Annotated in this window: 18 protein-coding genes; 6 read left to right on the forward strand and 12 right to left on the reverse strand. The window is 74.1% G+C overall.

The window, feature by feature from the left end:
• Positions 1–90: 90 nt before the first annotated feature.
• The 6 genes from eccD (at position 91) to PH189_RS20805 (ending at position 5,708) form a co-directional block, all read left to right on the forward strand.
• Complete coding sequence (eccD, locus tag PH189_RS20780; RefSeq protein WP_274190736.1) at positions 91–1,629, forward strand: type VII secretion integral membrane protein EccD; 1,539 nt, start codon at positions 91–93, stop codon at positions 1,627–1,629.
• Positions 1,626–2,972, forward strand: a complete 1,347-nt coding sequence (locus tag PH189_RS20785) for a S8 family serine peptidase (protein WP_274190737.1) — start codon at positions 1,626–1,628, stop codon at positions 2,970–2,972. The genes eccD and PH189_RS20785 overlap by 4 nt, the downstream gene beginning before the upstream one ends.
• On the forward strand, positions 2,969–4,195 hold the full coding sequence (eccE, locus tag PH189_RS20790) for a type VII secretion protein EccE (protein ID WP_274190738.1): 1,227 nt from the start codon (positions 2,969–2,971) through the stop codon (positions 4,193–4,195). The genes PH189_RS20785 and eccE overlap by 4 nt, the downstream gene beginning before the upstream one ends.
• 80 nt (positions 4,196–4,275) lie before the next feature.
• Entirely contained in the window at positions 4,276–4,953 is a 678-nt protein-coding gene (locus PH189_RS20795) for a hypothetical protein (protein WP_274190755.1), read from the forward strand.
• A gap of 17 nt (positions 4,954–4,970) precedes the next feature.
• Complete coding sequence (locus PH189_RS20800; RefSeq protein ID WP_274190739.1) at positions 4,971–5,285, forward strand: Rieske (2Fe-2S) protein; 315 nt, start codon at positions 4,971–4,973, stop codon at positions 5,283–5,285.
• 45 nt (positions 5,286–5,330) lie between these two features.
• Positions 5,331–5,708, forward strand: a complete 378-nt coding sequence (locus PH189_RS20805; RefSeq protein WP_274190740.1) for a VOC family protein — start codon at positions 5,331–5,333, stop codon at positions 5,706–5,708.
• An 81-nt stretch (positions 5,709–5,789) separates the two neighbouring features.
• On the opposite strand, the gene truA is transcribed toward PH189_RS20805, so the two are convergent.
• The 12 genes from truA to secY all read right to left on the reverse strand — a co-directional run bounded on the left by truA (position 5,790) and on the right by secY (position 14,148).
• On the reverse strand, positions 5,790–6,614 hold the full coding sequence (gene truA, locus PH189_RS20810) for a tRNA pseudouridine(38-40) synthase TruA (protein ID WP_274190741.1): 825 nt from the start codon (positions 6,612–6,614) through the stop codon (positions 5,790–5,792).
• Between the two features lie 47 nt (positions 6,615–6,661).
• Complete coding sequence (gene rplQ, locus PH189_RS20815; protein ID WP_274190742.1) at positions 6,662–7,357, reverse strand: 50S ribosomal protein L17; 696 nt, start codon at positions 7,355–7,357, stop codon at positions 6,662–6,664.
• 86 nt (positions 7,358–7,443) lie between these two features.
• Positions 7,444–8,517, reverse strand: coding sequence for a DNA-directed RNA polymerase subunit alpha (locus tag PH189_RS20820; protein ID WP_274190743.1), 1,074 nt, complete (start codon positions 8,515–8,517; stop codon positions 7,444–7,446).
• A gap of 101 nt (positions 8,518–8,618) precedes the next feature.
• Complete coding sequence (gene rpsD, locus PH189_RS20825; RefSeq protein WP_274190744.1) at positions 8,619–9,224, reverse strand: 30S ribosomal protein S4; 606 nt, start codon at positions 9,222–9,224, stop codon at positions 8,619–8,621.
• 19 nt (positions 9,225–9,243) lie between these two features.
• Positions 9,244–9,654 carry a 30S ribosomal protein S11 gene (gene rpsK, locus PH189_RS20830; protein ID WP_116708483.1) on the reverse strand — a complete coding sequence of 137 codons (411 nt, stop codon included), beginning with the start codon at positions 9,652–9,654 and terminating at the stop codon, positions 9,244–9,246.
• Between the two features lie 32 nt (positions 9,655–9,686).
• Entirely contained in the window at positions 9,687–10,067 is a 381-nt protein-coding gene (gene rpsM / locus PH189_RS20835) for a 30S ribosomal protein S13 (RefSeq protein WP_274190745.1), read from the reverse strand.
• A 198-nt stretch (positions 10,068–10,265) separates the two neighbouring features.
• On the reverse strand, positions 10,266–10,379 hold the full coding sequence (rpmJ, locus tag PH189_RS20840; RefSeq protein ID WP_018330934.1) for a 50S ribosomal protein L36: 114 nt from the start codon (positions 10,377–10,379) through the stop codon (positions 10,266–10,268).
• Between the two features lie 22 nt (positions 10,380–10,401).
• Complete coding sequence (gene infA / locus PH189_RS20845; RefSeq protein ID WP_030532868.1) at positions 10,402–10,623, reverse strand: translation initiation factor IF-1; 222 nt, start codon at positions 10,621–10,623, stop codon at positions 10,402–10,404.
• A 199-nt stretch (positions 10,624–10,822) separates the two neighbouring features.
• The gene (locus tag PH189_RS20850; RefSeq protein WP_274190746.1) at positions 10,823–11,278 is read right to left on the reverse strand and encodes a DUF1707 SHOCT-like domain-containing protein; all 456 of its coding nucleotides are present in this window, start codon (positions 11,276–11,278) and stop codon (positions 10,823–10,825) included.
• Between the two features lie 71 nt (positions 11,279–11,349).
• Positions 11,350–12,111, reverse strand: a complete 762-nt coding sequence (gene map / locus PH189_RS20855) for a type I methionyl aminopeptidase (RefSeq protein WP_274190756.1) — start codon at positions 12,109–12,111, stop codon at positions 11,350–11,352.
• 100 nt (positions 12,112–12,211) lie between these two features.
• Positions 12,212–12,769, reverse strand: coding sequence for an adenylate kinase (locus tag PH189_RS20860; RefSeq protein WP_274190747.1), 558 nt, complete (start codon positions 12,767–12,769; stop codon positions 12,212–12,214).
• A gap of 59 nt (positions 12,770–12,828) precedes the next feature.
• The gene (gene secY / locus PH189_RS20865) at positions 12,829–14,148 is read right to left on the reverse strand and encodes a preprotein translocase subunit SecY (protein ID WP_274190757.1); all 1,320 of its coding nucleotides are present in this window, start codon (positions 14,146–14,148) and stop codon (positions 12,829–12,831) included.
• Between the last annotated feature and the right edge of the window lie 57 nt (positions 14,149–14,205).

Consider the following 14,205-nt stretch of genomic DNA (forward strand, 5'->3'; position numbering starts at 1 on the left):
GGGTCCGTCTCGGCGAACCTCCGGACGGTCCCGGACGGCGCCGATGACAAGATCCCCGAACCGACGGTCGCCGAGAGCCGGGAGGAGCGCATGACGGACACCGCCCGCCCGGGTCGCGCGCTGCCGGAGGCCGCCGGCGACGGGGCCCGCGCCTCCTTGCCCGTGGGGTCCGCGGGGTCGGCGGCGCCGGTCACGGCCGCGAGCCGGGTGTCGGTCCTCGCGCCCCGCACGCGGGTCGACGTCGCCCTGCCTCCCGACGTCCCGCTGGCCGACCTGCTGCCGGCGCTGCTGGACATGACCGGCGAGCCGGCCGCCGGCGCGCGGGGCGGCGCCTGGACGCTCGCCCCGCTCGGGCAGGGCCCGGTCGACCCGTCGCGCACGCTCGCCTCCCTCGGTGTCCTCGACGGCGACCAGCTCGTGCTGCGACGCCGGGCCGACGCGGCGCCGCCACCGCTGTTCGACGACGTCGTCGACGCCGTCGCCGAGGCCACGCCGCCGAGCTACCGGGCGTGGGGGCCGGGGCTCGCGGGCGTCCTCGGGCTCTGCGGGCTGGCGCTCGGGCTCGTGGGCGCGGTCCTCGCGTTCGTCGTCGCCGGTCGGGGCCCGGGCACCGCCGGAGGGCTGGGCACGGCCGCGGTGGCCGGCGTCGCCGCCCTCGGGGCGCTCGCGGCGGCGGCGGTGTGCACCCGGGTGGTCGACGGCACGGCCGCCGGATCGGTCCTCGCCATCGGTGCCGTGGCCCTCGCGGGGGTGGCGGGCGTCGCCGTGGTGCCATGGGGAGCCGCCGCCCCCGCCGGCCCCGCCGCCTCGCTGGCCGCGACGGCCGGGGCCCCGCAGCTGCTGCTCGGCGCGGTCCTCGCCGCGGCCGTCGCCGCCGCCTCGCTCCTGGCACTCGGCCGGGCCGGGCGCACCGGCGTCGCCGCCCTGCTCGGCGCCCTCACCGCGGCGGTGCTCATCGCCCTGCCCACGGGCATCGCCACCGTCGCCGACGCGGGCGACGCCGCGGGCATCGCCGCCGGGGTCGGCGCGCTCGCCCTCGTCGCCTCCGCCCTGCTCCCGCGCACCGGGATCGCGCTCGCCCGCCTCCCCCTGCCCCGCGTCCCGGCGTCGGCCGACGAGCTCGCCGAGGACCCCGGTGTCGCCGAGCACGCCGACATCGAACGACGCGCCGATCGCGCCCACGCCGCCCTCTCCGGCCTGGTCCTCGGATGCGGCGCCGTCACCGCGGGCGCCGTCACCGTGCTCGCGCTCGCGCCGGTGGGCGGCTGGCGGGGTGTCGCCGGCTGGGCGCTCGCGGTCCTGCTGACGCTCCTGCTCGGCCTGCGCTCGCGCACCTACGCCAACGGCGTCCAGGCCGTGGCCCTGCTCGTCTGCGCGCTGCTCGCGGGTGCAGGGCTGGTCGTGGGCTGGCTGCTCGTCGCCCCGCCGCCCGTCGCGATGCTGGCCGTGCCGGCGGTCGCCCTCGCCGCCGGCGCGGGCGCGTTCGTGCTCGGCGCCGTGGTGCCCCGGCGGCGGTTCTCCCCGGTGGCCCGGCGGGCCGTCGACATCGCGGAGGCCCTCGGGATCGCGGCCGTGCTGCCCGTGGCGCTGGCCGTCATGGACCTGTACACGGCGATGCGGCTCCTGTGACGCGCACGCTCGCCGGCGCCGGTGTCGCCGTCGTCCTCACCGTGCTCACGGTCGTGCTGAGCGCCGCGCCCGCCGGGGCCGCCGATCCCGTCGACGCCCCCTCCAGCGCCCCGACGCCCCCCGCGCCGGACCGCGCGGCCCTCGACGCCCTCGACGCCGCCCCGGACGGCGTGCCCGGCGCGCGCCGCGACGCCCCCTGCCCTTCGCCGACCCCGCCGTCGGGCACCGGGTTCGGCGACCTCCCGCCGGGCCCCGACCCCGCGGACGCCTGGGTGGGCGGCCGCGGCGAGGGCCAGCTGGTCGCCGTCGTCGACACCGGCGTCGCCGCCCACCCCCGGCTCGCGGGCCGCATCGTCGACGGTGGCGACTTCGTGGCCGGCACCTCCGGCCTCGACGACTGCGACGGGCACGGCACCGCCGTGGCCGGGGTGATCGCCGCCAGCCCCGCCCCCGACGACCTGGTGGTGGGCCGGGCACCTGCCGTCCGCGTGCTCGCCGTCCGCCAGACCAGCGCCTTCTTCGGCGTCGACGGCCGCGCCGGGGTCGGCGACGTCACCAGCCTCGCCCGGGCCGTCCGGCACGCCGCGGACACCCCGGGCGTCGGGGTGCTCACCCTCGCCCTGACCGCCTGCCGTACGCCCGCCGAGGTCGCCGACCCGTCCGACGCGCCCGCGCTCGGGGCCCTGCGCGCCGCCGTCCGCGAGGCGGTCGACCGGGGTGTCGTCGTGGTCGCCGCCGCGGGCAACACCGGCCCGGCCTGCGCCCCGAACACCGGTGGGCCGGTGCGCAGCGTCCCCGTGCCCGCATGGTTCGGCGACGACGTGCTCGCCGTGGGCGCGGTCGACGACGCCGGCGCTCCGGACCCCTCGTCGCTCGCCGGACCCTGGGTCGACCTCGCCGCCCCCGGGCGCGAGCCGTCGTCGCTCGCAGCGAGCGGCAACGGCCTCACCACGACCCTCGGCGCGCCCGACGGCTCCTCGGGGCCGCTGGTCGGCACGAGCTTCGCCGCGGCGCGGGTCGCCGCGGCCGCGGCCCTGCTGCGCCAGCGCTCGCCCGAGACCCCGGCGCGCGAGGTCGCCGCCGCGCTCGTGCGCTCCGCGACTCCGCCGCCCGGGCTGGCACCCGGCGTCCGCGACGACGCCGTCGGCTACGGGGTGCTCGACGCCGCGGCCGCGATCCGCGGCGGCCCGCCCCGCACGGGGCCCGAGGTCCGTCCGGAGCCGCCGGCGCCCCCGACGGAGGGGTCCGGCAGCGGGTGGATCACCGCCGCCGTCGGTGCCGTCGCCGCCGTCCTCGCGGTGGGCGCCGTCGCGGTCCGCCGCCGGCGGGGTGGTGCGCGATGAGCCTCGTCGTCACTCCGGTCCGCCCGGCACCGTCGGTGTCGCGCCGGCCGTCCGGGCCCTCGCTCGGGCCCGTCCCGCTCGCGGGTGTGGTCGTCGTCGAGGTCGGGCTCGCCCTGGCGGTGGCGCTCGTCGCCGTCGACCGCGGGCTCCTGCCGCTCGCCGGGGTCGTGCTGTCCGCCGCGATCCTCGTCGGGCTGCTGCGGGTGCGCGGGCGCTGGCTCGTCGTGTGGATCGGGCTGGCGCTGCGCTACCGGCTCCGGACCCGCGAGCGCGAATCCGAGCCGCTCGATCCCGACGCCGACCCGCGCCTGCGGACGCTGCGCCTGCTCACCGGCGACCTCACCGTCGCGCGCACCCGCGACCACGACGGCCGCGAGGTGGGGATGCTCGGGCACGGCGGCGGCTGGAGCGCCGTCCTCGCGCTCGACCCGACCTCCCCCGACGGCGCGCCCGGCCTCGTCGCGGGCGACGCCTCGTCGGGCGCCGCGACGTTCCCGCTGGCGTCGCTCGCCGGGTGCCTGGCCGACCGGGGGGTCGTGCTCGACGCCGTGAGCGCACTCTGGCACTGCCGTCCGGTCGCCGACGACACTCCCGCCGCCGCCGCGTACCGCGAGGTCCTCGGCGCCCTGCCGCCGCTCTCGCGCCGGGACGCGTGGCTCGTCGTGCGGCTCGATCCCTCGCGCTGCCCCGACGCGGTGGCCGAGCGCGGCGGCGGGGTCGCCGGGGCGCACCGGGCCGTGGTCGGGGCGCTCGCGCGGATCGGGCGGGTGCTCGCCGAGCATGGCACCGCGGTCCGCCCGCTCGGTGTCGACGAGGTCCTGGAGTCCGGCCTCGAGGTCTCCGACACCCCGGGCGGGCCAGAGCGCCTCCGGGAGCACTGGCGCGCCGTCGTCGTCGGCGAGGTCGGGCACGCGGCGCACGCCGTGACGTGCTGGCCGGCCGCGGACGCCCCGGAGCGCCTGACCGCCCTCACGGCGACGGCGGCGCGCACCTGCACGCTCGCCCTGACCCTCGAGCCCGACCCGCGGGCGGACGGGAGCGCGCCGGCGACCGTCGGGCTGCGCGGCACCGTGCGCCTCACCGCCGACACCCCGGACGCGCTCGAGGAGGCCGGCCGCGAGCTGGTCGCCCGCGGGCACGCCCTCGGAATGACCCTCGACCCGCTCGACGGCCAGCACGCCGCCGGGCTCGCCGCGACGCTCCCGCTCGGGGTGGCGCCGTGACGACGCCGGGCGCCGCGGGCCGCGTCGCCCCCACCCGCGCGGACCCGGAGCTCGCGCCGACGTTCTCGGTGCCGCCGGAGATGCTCGACGCCCTCGGTCCGCCCGTGCGGCCGGCGGGCGTCGTCCTCGGCGCCGACGCGGACGGCGAGCCGGTCGCCGTCACCCTCGTGCGCCCCGCCCCCACGCGCGTCGTCCTCCTCGGCGGGCTCTACCTCGCCCGCCAGGTGACGCTGCGCGCGGTCGGCACCGGCACGCGCGCCGTGGTCGTCACCGGGCGCCCGCCGGTGTGGGACGCGGTCCGGCGCGCGGGAAGCGTGTCCGGCGCCGAGGCCGCTGACGCCGACGACCCGGCCGCCGACGACCCGGCCGTCCCCGTCCGCGTCGTGCGCGAGCCCCCCGCCGACCTCGCCGCCGGGGGCGAGCCCCTGCTCGTCGTCTACGACCGGGGCGCGACGGCGCGGGGTCCCGCACCGGCGCGACGTCCGCGGCAGACGACGCTGGTCGTCCTGCCGTCGCTCGTGCCCGCGGTGTCCGACCTGGCCGACGACGCCGACCTCGTCCTCATCCAGCGCCTGCCCCCGCACGAGGCCGAGCTCGCCGGGCGGCTGTGGCGACTCACGCCGGCGATGACCGAGACCCTGCGGACCCTCCCCGATCGCGGCATCGTGGTGCTCGGGCGCAACCTCTGGCGTCGCGTCGACCTCGTCACCGGCCCCCGCGAGAGCGCGATCCTGGGCCCGGTGCGCCGGGGTGACTAGCCCGGCGAGGAGACACGATGGACGACACGTTCAGCCCGGTCCTGGCCGTCGCGGACCTGCCCGAGGGCAGGATGATCGCGGTCATGGTCGGCGGCCGGCGGGTGCTGCTGGTCCGCGTCGACGGCGAGGTGCGCGCGTACGACAACCGCTGCCCGCACCGGGCCTGGCCGCTCGAGCGCGGGACGCTCGTCGGCGGCGTCCTCACCTGCGCGAACCACCGCTACACCTTCGACGTGGCCACCGGCCGCGGGATCGACCCCGGCGACTGCCACCTGGTCGCGCTGCCCTGCCGCGTCGACGGCGGGACCGTCGAGGTGGCGGCCGGGGGCTGACCGGGGCTTGACCTCGACCGCCCTCGAGGTCGGACCCTCGACGTCATGCCCATCGAGCTGAACCACACCATCGTCGAGACCCGGGACCAGGACGCCGGTGCGGCCTGGCTCGCCGAGGTCCTCGGTCTGCCCGCGCCCGTCCACTTCGGGCCGTTCACCGTCGTCGAGGTCGCCCACGGCACGAGCCTGGACTTCATGAACGTCGACGACCCGCACCCGCAGCACTACGCCTTCCTCGTCCCCGACGACGAGTTCGCGGTCATCGCCGCCCGCCTGCAGGACCGGGGCGTGCCCACCTACGCCGACCCCGGTCACCGGCGCTCGGGCCACAACACGAACGACGGCGGCCGGGGCGCCTACTTCGACTCCCCCGAGGGCCACAACCTCGAGATCCTCACCCGGCCCTACGGCAGCGGCGGCTGAGCTCTGGTCCCGATGATCGAAGTACCGATACGGACACCCAGTGTCTGCGACGGCACTTCGCTGACACCTATCGATCGACACTCACACCTCGTCACGACGACGCCGCGTCCGCGCGGCGCGGTCCGCGAGGTCCGCGGCGTCCGGGTAGTCGACCCCGGTCAGCCGCAGCCCCCGGGCGGCGACGACGGTGACCTCGCTCGACCGCGCGCGCGCCGCGAGCAGCGCCGCGGGCCACTCGACGGGCCGCCGGCCCTCGCCCACGGCGAGCAGCGCGCCGACGACGGAGCGGACCATCGAGTGGCAGAACGCGTCGGCGCTCAGCCGGGCGACGAGGACGTCGGGCTCGCCGGGCTCCGCGTCCCAACGCAGGTGCTGCAGCTCGCGCACGGTGGTCGCGCCGGCGCGGGGACGGCAGTAGGCCGCGAAGTCGTGCTCGCCGAGCATCGCGGCACCGGCAGTGTTCATCGCGTCGACGTCGAGGGGCCGTGGCCAGCGCAGGGTGTCGCGCGCGCGCAGCGGCTCGGGCCCCCACGGGGCGGTGCTGACGCGGTACGCGTAGTGGCGGCGCATCGCGGAGAACCGCGCGTCGAAGCCGTCGGGCGCCGGCGTCACCGCGCGCACCCGCACGTCGGCCGGCAGCATCCGCGCCAGCCGGCCGATCAGACCGGGATGGAGCTCCACCCCGGCGGGCAGGTCGACGTGGCAGACCTGCGCGTCGGCGTGCACGCCGGCGTCGGTGCGCCCGGCGACGGTCAGCGCGACCGGCACCCGCCAGATCGTCGACAGCGTCTCCTCGAGGACGCCCTGCACCGTGCGCAGCTCCGGCTGGCGCGCCCAGCCCGAGAAGTCCGTGCCGTCGTAGGCCAGGTCGATCCGGTACCGCCGGGTCGGGCCCGGAGACACCACGAGCCCGCCGTCGGGGTCGACGGCGGGCTCGTGGGGGTCGTGCGGGGTCAGGACTTGTCCGAGTCCTTCGAGTCCGAGTCCGAGTCCGAACCGGAGGTCTCGAGACCCGCGCTGGCCGCCGCATTGTCGGCCATGTCCTCGGGCACGTCGTCGTCGGCGGCCGCCGACGACTCGGTCGTGTCCTCGGAGGCGGTGTCCTCGGCCGCCGCGGCCTCGGCCTCGGGGACCTCCGGCGCGGAGGTCTCCTCGCCGCTCTCGGCCGCCGCGATGGAGGCCGCCGTGGCGGCGGCACCGGTCGCGGTGTCACCGACCTCGGCGCCCGGGCCCGACGGGGACGTCGGCGGGGCCGCGACGCGGGTGGCCTGGGAGGCCTCCGCGCTGGCCGTGCGCTCGTTCACCAGCTCGATGACCGCCATGGGCGCGTTGTCGCCCCGGCGCGGCAGCGTCTTCACGATGCGCGTGTAGCCACCGGGCCGGTCGGCGAAGAACGGGCCGATCTCGGCGAGCAGACGGTGCACGACGTCCTTGTCCCGGATCTGCTCCTGGATGAGACGCCGGTTGTGCAGGTCGCCCTTCTTGGCCTTGGTGATCAGCCGCTCCGCGTACGGGCGCAGCCGGTCGGCCTTGGCCCGCGTGGTGTGGATGCGGCCGTGGGTGAAGAGCGACGTGGCCAGGTTGGCCAGCATCAGCTTCTGGTGGTCGGGGGAACCCCCGAGCCGCGGGCCCTTGCTGGGCTGGGGCATGTCGAATGCTCCTGTCTCGTGACGCCTTTCCTCCCCGGCCCGCGAACGGACCGGGGAGGGGGCAGCACGTCAGAGTTGCTGGGGTGCTAGAGCTGCTCGGTCTCGGCGTAGTCCTGGCCGTCGTCCTCCGAGGCCCCGTAGCCGCCGAAGCCGCCGTCGGAGCCGTAGGACTCGAAGCCCTCCGAGGGGTAGTCCGCCGCCGCGGCGGACGGGTCGAACCCGGGCGGGCTGTCCTTGAGCGCGAGGCCCAGCCCGGCCAACTTCATCTTGACCTCGTCGATGGACTTCGCACCGAAGTTGCGGATGTCCAGCAGGTCGGCCTCCGAGCGGCCGACGAGCTCGCCGACCGTGTGGATGCCCTCCCGCTTGAGGCAGTTGTAGGACCGGACCGTGAGGTCGAGGTCCTCGATGGGCATCGCGAACGCGGCGATCGAGTCGGCCTCGGCGGGCGAGGGCCCGATCTCGATGCCCTCGGCGTCGACGTTGAGCTCACGGGCCAGCCCGAAGAGCTCGACGAGGGTGCGCCCGGCGGACGCGATCGCGTCGCGCGGGGTCATCGACGGCTTGGTCTCGACGTCGAGGATCAGCTTGTCGAAGTCGGTGCGCTGCTCGACGCGGGTCGCCTCGACCTTGTAGCTGACCTTGAGCACCGGCGAGTAGATCGAGTCGACCGGGATGCGGCCGATCTCGGCGCCGGACGCCTTGTTCTGTGCGGCCGGGACGTACCCGCGACCACGCTCGACGACGAGCTCGACCTCGAGGCGGCCCTGGTCGTTCAGGGTCGCGATGTGGAGGTCGGGGTTGTGCACGGTCACGCCGGCCGGCGGGACGATGTCGCCCGCCGTCACGGTGCCGGGGCCCTGCTTGCGCAGGTACATCGTCGCCGGCTCGTCCTCCTCGGAGCTCACGACGAGCTCCTTGAGGTTCAGGATGATGTCGGTGACGTCCTCCTTCACCCCCGGGACGGTGGTGAACTCGTGGAGGACACCGTCGACGCGGATGCTGGTCACGGCCGCGCCCGGGATGGACGACAGCAGGGTACGACGCAGCGAGTTGCCGAGGGTGTAGCCGAAACCCGGCTCCAGCGGCTCGATGATGAACCGGGAACGGGTGTCGTCGATGGCGTCCTCGGACAGTGCGGGACGCTGAGAGATCAGCACGTGCGAAACCTTTCCGATGCGGCGTCCGCTATTTGACGCCGAACGTGAGACCCGGCCCGGGCACGATCGCCCGGGCCGGGGGTCTTGCGTACTTCGTGGGCTTACTTCGAGTAGAACTCGACGATCAGCTGCTCCGAGACCGGCGTGTCGATCTGCGTCCGCTCCGGGAGGGAGTGGACGAAGATGCGCAGCGAGTCGGGAACGACCTGGAGCCAGCCCGGGACGGGCCGCTCGCCGAAGTTCTCCTTCGCCACCACGAGGGGCAGCATGTTCCGGGACTTGTCCCGGATGTCGATGATGTCGTACTGCGTCACCCGGTAGCTGGGGACATCGACCTTCTGGCCGTTGACCAGGAAGTGGCCGTGGCCCACGAGCTGGCGGGCCTGACGACGGGTCTGCGCGATCCCGGCGCGGTAGACCACCGAGTCGAGACGCGACTCGAGGAGCTTGAGGAACTCGTCGCCGGTCTTGCCCTCGCGACGGTTCGCCTCCTCGTAGTACTTGCGCATCTGCTTCTCGAGCAGGCCGTAGGTGAAGCGGGCCTTCTGCTTCTCCTGCAGCTGCAGCAGGTACTCGGATTCCTTGATGCGAATCCGGCCGTGCTGACCCGGGGGGTACGGGCGGCGCTCGAAGGACTTGTCGCCGCCGATCAGGTCGACCTTCAGGCGGCGGGACTTGCGGGTGGCAGGTCCTGTGTAGCGAGCCATCGTGTGTCTCCTCTCCGCCCTAGACCCGGCGACGCTTCGGCGGGCGGCAGCCGTTGTGCGGCTGCGGGGTGACGTCGGAAATCGTGCCGACCTCGAGGCCGGCCGCCTGCAGCGACCGGATCGCGGTCTCGCGGCCCGAGCCCGGGCCCTTCACGAAGACGTCGACCTTCTTCATCCCGTGCTCCGCGGCCTTGCGGGCGCAGTTCTCGGCAGCCATCTGCGCGGCGAACGGCGTCGACTTGCGCGAGCCCTTGAAGCCCACGTGTCCGGCCGAGGCCCAGCTGATGACGTTGCCGGTCGGGTCGGTGATGGAGACGATCGTGTTGTTGAACGTGCTCTTGATGTGCGCGTGCCCGTGGGAGACGTTCTTCTTCTCCCGACGACGGACCTTCTTGGCCCCGGCCGCGCCCTGGCGAGTCCTGGGTGGCATCTAGCTCTTCTCCTGATCGAGGGGGGCCTGCATCACTTGCGTGCGGCCTTCTTCTTGCCGGCAACCGTCTTCTTGGGGCCCTTGCGCGAGCGGGCGTTGGTCTTCGTCCGCTGCCCGTGCACCGGCAGGTTGCGGCGGTGCCGCAGCCCCTGGTAGCTGCCGATCTCGACCTTGCGCCGGATGTCCGCCTGGACCTCGCGGCGCAGGTCACCCTCGACCCGGAAGTGGTTCTCGATGTACGCACGCAGTGTCGCGGCATCGGAGTCCGACAGGTCCTTCGACCGGAGGTCGGGGTCGATGCCGGTCTCGGTGAGGATCTCCTTGGAACGGCTACGGCCGATCCCGAAGATATAGGTCAGCGCGATCTCCATCCGCTTCTCGCGGGGGAGATCGACGCCGGCGAGTCGTGCCATGTGGCGACGTGCTCCTCGTGTCGTCCGGGAGGTCTGGCTCCCCGCCCGTCCCGGACCTCACGGGTCCGGGCCCCGGCCTCCCGAGCCGGGGGTGTTCCGCCGGGGCATCGATCTCTCGAGCCGACGTAGGTGCGGGGAGGAATGGAGTGCGGCCGCGTGTGGCCGCGGGTGCCTGGTACTGCTGCCCTGGGTCTGTTCTCAGCCCTGGCGCTGCTTGTGGCGCAGGTTGTCGCAGATGACCATGACCCGCCCGTGACGGCGGACCACCTGGCACTTCGCGCAGATGCGCTTGACGCTCGGCTGGACCTTCACGTCCTCTTCCTCGCTGTGTGGATCACTTGTAGCGGTAGACGATCCGGCCGCGCGACAGGTCGTAGGGCGACAGCTCCACCACGACCTTGTCCTCGGGGAGGATCCGGATGTAGTGCTGACGCATCTTGCCGCTGATGTGCGCCAGGACCTTGTGCCCGTTCTCGAGCTCCACCCGGAACATCGCGTTGGGCAGGGGTTCGATGACCCGGCCCTCGACCTCGATGGCGCCGTCCTTCTTCGCCATGTCCTCCGCATTCTTCTCGACGTACGCTGCCGTCCCCGGCTCGGTGCCACCGCGTCGCGGCGACACGTCCACAAGGGACGGGGAGCGCGCTCGACACCGGACCGACACACGAGCGAGGGCCGGCACGACACGCGCACCAGCTGTCGAGTGTACGCGTGGCGTGTCGGGAGCCTCGCCACCGGGGCCCTCGACCATCACGTCAGCGCCGGATCGGCATCCCGGCGCACGGACCCGGGAACGGGAGGCCCGCCCGGGCGGCGAGTGCCCCGATCGCGAGGGCGACCCCCCACGGTCCGGCGACCCAGATCCACCACGGTGCCACGACCCCGCCCGTGCCGACCGAGACGGCGACCCAGATCACGAGGTTGATCACCGAGACCACCGCCCACACCGCCACCGCGGCTCGCATCGGTGAGCGCGCCGGCCGCGCCTCCGAACCAGCCGCGCCTCCCGAGCGCGCCGGCGCCTCGACCGGCAGGTCCGCGGTCAGCGGCAGGAGGTCGGACCCCACCACCGCGCCGTGCGCCGCGCGCACCCGCTCGTCGTACTCGGCGAGCGTCAGCCGCCCCTCGGCATGCGCCCGCCCCAGTCGCGCCGCCACACGCTCGCGGTCCGCGTCCGACACCCGCAGTTCGTCCCCGGCCACCACGACCACCCCGTCTCCTCACGCCACTGGCCCGAGGATAACAGCGAGCGGATAGTTCTGCTATCCGCCGGCGGCTCCGCTCACGCCGGCGCGGTGAGGATGCGGGGCCCGTCGTCGGTGACGGCCACCGAGTGCTCCCAGTGCACGGCCCGGCTGCCGTCCGAGGTGACGACGGTCCAGCCGTCGGCGAGCTCGTCGGTCTCGTCGGTGCCGCCGGTGAGCATCGGCTCGATGGCCAGCACCATCCCGCTGCGCAGGCGCATGCCCGTACCGGCCCGCCCGAGGTTCGGCACGAACGGGTCCATGTGCATGGAGGTCCCGATGCCGTGCCCGCCGTAGTCGGCGACGATCCCGTACTCGCGTCCGTCCGCGGCCGCGCGACGTCGGGCCTCGTCCTCGACGGCGTGCGAGACGTCGCCGAGCCGGCCGCCGGGCACGAGGCGCTCGATGCCCGCGTACATGGCCGCCCGGCAGGCCGCCGACAGCGACTCGTCCTCGGGGCGTGGGGTGCCCACGGGGACCGTGACCGCGGCGTCCCCGTGCCAGCCCTCGAGGATCGCGCCGCAGTCGATCGAGATCAGATCGCCGTCGGCGAGCACCCTCGTGGCGGAGGGGATGCCGTGCACGACCTGCTCGTTGACCGAGGCGCAGATCGAGGCCGGGAACCCCTGGTAGCCGAGGAACGAGGGCTCCGCGCCGGCCTCCCGGATCGTGGCCTCGGCGACCGCGTCGAGGTCGGCCGTGCTGGCCCCGGGACGGACCGCGTCGGTGACGGCGGCGAGGGCGGCCGCGACCACGAGGCCGGCCGCGCGCATCGCCTCGATCTGGCCCGGCGTCTTCATCTCCACGAAGCGTCCCCGCACGCGGTCGGCGATCCCGCCGACCCCCGCTGTGAGCACTGCGACGACCTCCGTCATCGGGCGCCGACTCGGGTTCCCCAAGTCAGTCGTCGGGCTCGTCGGCGAGCGCGTCCATGGCCCGGTCGGTGATCTCCTCGACCGACCCGACGGCGTCGACCCGCACGGCGATGTCGCTGTAGTGCGCGATGAGGGGCTCGGTCTCCGAGCGGTAGACCTCCTGGCGGTGCCGGATGGTCTCCTCGGTGTCGTCCGAGCGGCCGCGGGACGTGAGGCGCTTGATCAGCTCCTCGTCGTCGACCTCGAAGACGAGCACGGCGTCCAGGCGCTGACCGAGGTCGTCGAGCACGGTCTCGAGCTCCTGCGCCTGGGCGCTGTTGCGCGGGAACCCGTCGAGCAGGAAGCCCTCGGCCGCGTCGGGCTGGGCGAGACGGTCCTTGACCATCTTGACCGTGACCTCGTCCGGCACCAGGTCGCCCGCGTCGACGTAGCGCTGGGCCTCCTTGCCGAGCTCGGTCTCGTTCTTCATGTTCTCGCGGAAGATGTCCCCGGTGGAGATGTGCGGGGCGTCGAGCCGCTCGGCCAGCCGCGTGGCCTGCGTTCCCTTGCCCGCTCCCGGCGGCCCCACCAGAACGATCCTCACGACAACACTCCTTCGCCCGACATCCAGTGGTCCGTGTACCGCGCCGACCGGCTACCCGGTCAGCGCAGGAAGCCCTCGTAGTTGCGCTGCATCAGCTGGCTCTCGATCTGCTTCACCGTGTCCAGCCCGACGCCCACCATGATCAGAACAGCCGTGCCCCCGAAGGGGAAGTTCTGGTTCTGTCCTTGACCGGTCAGGCCCAGGAAGAAGTTCGGCAGGACGGCGATGATGCCCAGGTAGATCGAGCCGGGCAAGGTGATGCGGGACAACACGTAGCTGAGGTACTCGGCCGTGGGACGGCCGGGCCGGATCCCGGGGATGAAGCCCCCGAACTTCTTCATCTCGTCGGCGCGTTCCTCGGTGTTGAACGTGATCGCGACGTAGAAGTACGTGAAGAAGATGATCAGCGCGAAGTACAGGATGATGTGCAACCAGTTGGACTGGTTGGCCAGGTACGTCTGGACGAAGCGCGAGAAGCCGGAGTTCTGGTTGCCCGTGATCCGCGAGAGCAGGTCGGGCAGGTAGAGCAGGGACGACCCGAAGATCACCGGGATGACGCCGGCCTGGTTGACCTTCAGCGGCAGGTAGGTCGAGGTGCCGCCGTACATGCGGCGTCCGACCATGCGCTTGGCGTACTGCACCGGGATGCGGCGTTGGCCCTGCTCCACGAACACGACGCTGGCGATGATGACCAGCCCGAACGCGCAGACGACGGTGAACGCGATGGCGCCGGCGTTCGAGAGGATCGTGCCGCCCTCGGCGGGGATGCGGGCCGCGATCGAGGTGAAGATGAGCAGCGACATGCCGTTGCCGACACCGCGCTCGGTCACCAGCTCGCCGAACCACATGATGACCGCGGTGCCCGCCGTCATGACGATGACGATGACCGCGAGGTCGAAGACGTCCGCGCCCGGCAGGATCGGGAATTGCGCGGGGTCGCAGTCCTGGAACAGCTGGTTGCGGTCGGCCAGGGCGACGATGCCCGTCGACTGCAGGACGGCCAGCGCGATCGTCAGGTAGCGCGTGTACTGCGTGAGCTTGCCCTGACCGCTCTGCCCCTCCTTCTTCAGCTGCTCGAAGCGGGGGATCACGACGGTCAGCAGCTGCACGATGATGCTGGCCGTGATGTAGGGCATGATGCCCAGGGCGAAGATCGACAGCTGCAGCAGTGCGCCGCCGGAGAACAGGTTGATCAGCGAGTACACGCTCGCCGCGTCGCTGCCCTGGACCTGCCGCAGACATTCCTGCACGTTCGAGTACGAGACGCCGGGTGCCGGGAGCGTGGCTCCCAGTCGGTAGACCGCGACGATCCCGAGCGTGAACAGGATCTTCTTGCGCAGGTCCGGTGTGGTCAGAGCTGACCGCACGGCGCCGAGCACTCGGACCTCCAGATGTCGTTCGGCCGCACCGCGGAACTCCACACCCGCGCGGGCCGG

It is taken from the genome of Actinomycetospora chibensis, assembly GCF_028737215.1.
GTDB classification, from domain to species: domain Bacteria; phylum Actinomycetota; class Actinomycetes; order Mycobacteriales; family Pseudonocardiaceae; genus Actinomycetospora; species Actinomycetospora chibensis.

Coding starts and splice junctions, on each gene's coding strand:
- eccD (WP_274190736.1), top strand. CDS start 91: ATGACGGACACCGCCCGCCCGGGTCGCGCGCTGCCGGAGGCCGCCGGC.
- eccE (WP_274190738.1), top strand. CDS start 2,969: ATGAGCCTCGTCGTCACTCCGGTCCGCCCGGCACCGTCGGTGTCGCGC.
- PH189_RS20795 (WP_274190755.1), top strand. CDS start 4,276: ATGCTCGACGCCCTCGGTCCGCCCGTGCGGCCGGCGGGCGTCGTCCTC.
- PH189_RS20800 (WP_274190739.1), top strand. CDS start 4,971: ATGGACGACACGTTCAGCCCGGTCCTGGCCGTCGCGGACCTGCCCGAG.
- PH189_RS20805 (WP_274190740.1), top strand. CDS start 5,331: ATGCCCATCGAGCTGAACCACACCATCGTCGAGACCCGGGACCAGGAC.
- rplQ (WP_274190742.1), bottom strand. CDS start 7,357: ATGCCCCAGCCCAGCAAGGGCCCGCGGCTCGGGGGTTCCCCCGACCAC.
- rpsD (WP_274190744.1), bottom strand. CDS start 9,224: ATGGCTCGCTACACAGGACCTGCCACCCGCAAGTCCCGCCGCCTGAAG.
- rpsK (WP_116708483.1), bottom strand. CDS start 9,654: ATGCCACCCAGGACTCGCCAGGGCGCGGCCGGGGCCAAGAAGGTCCGT.
- rpsM (WP_274190745.1), bottom strand. CDS start 10,067: ATGGCACGACTCGCCGGCGTCGATCTCCCCCGCGAGAAGCGGATGGAG.
- infA (WP_030532868.1), bottom strand. CDS start 10,623: ATGGCGAAGAAGGACGGCGCCATCGAGGTCGAGGGCCGGGTCATCGAA.
- map (WP_274190756.1), bottom strand. CDS start 12,111: ATGAAGACGCCGGGCCAGATCGAGGCGATGCGCGCGGCCGGCCTCGTG.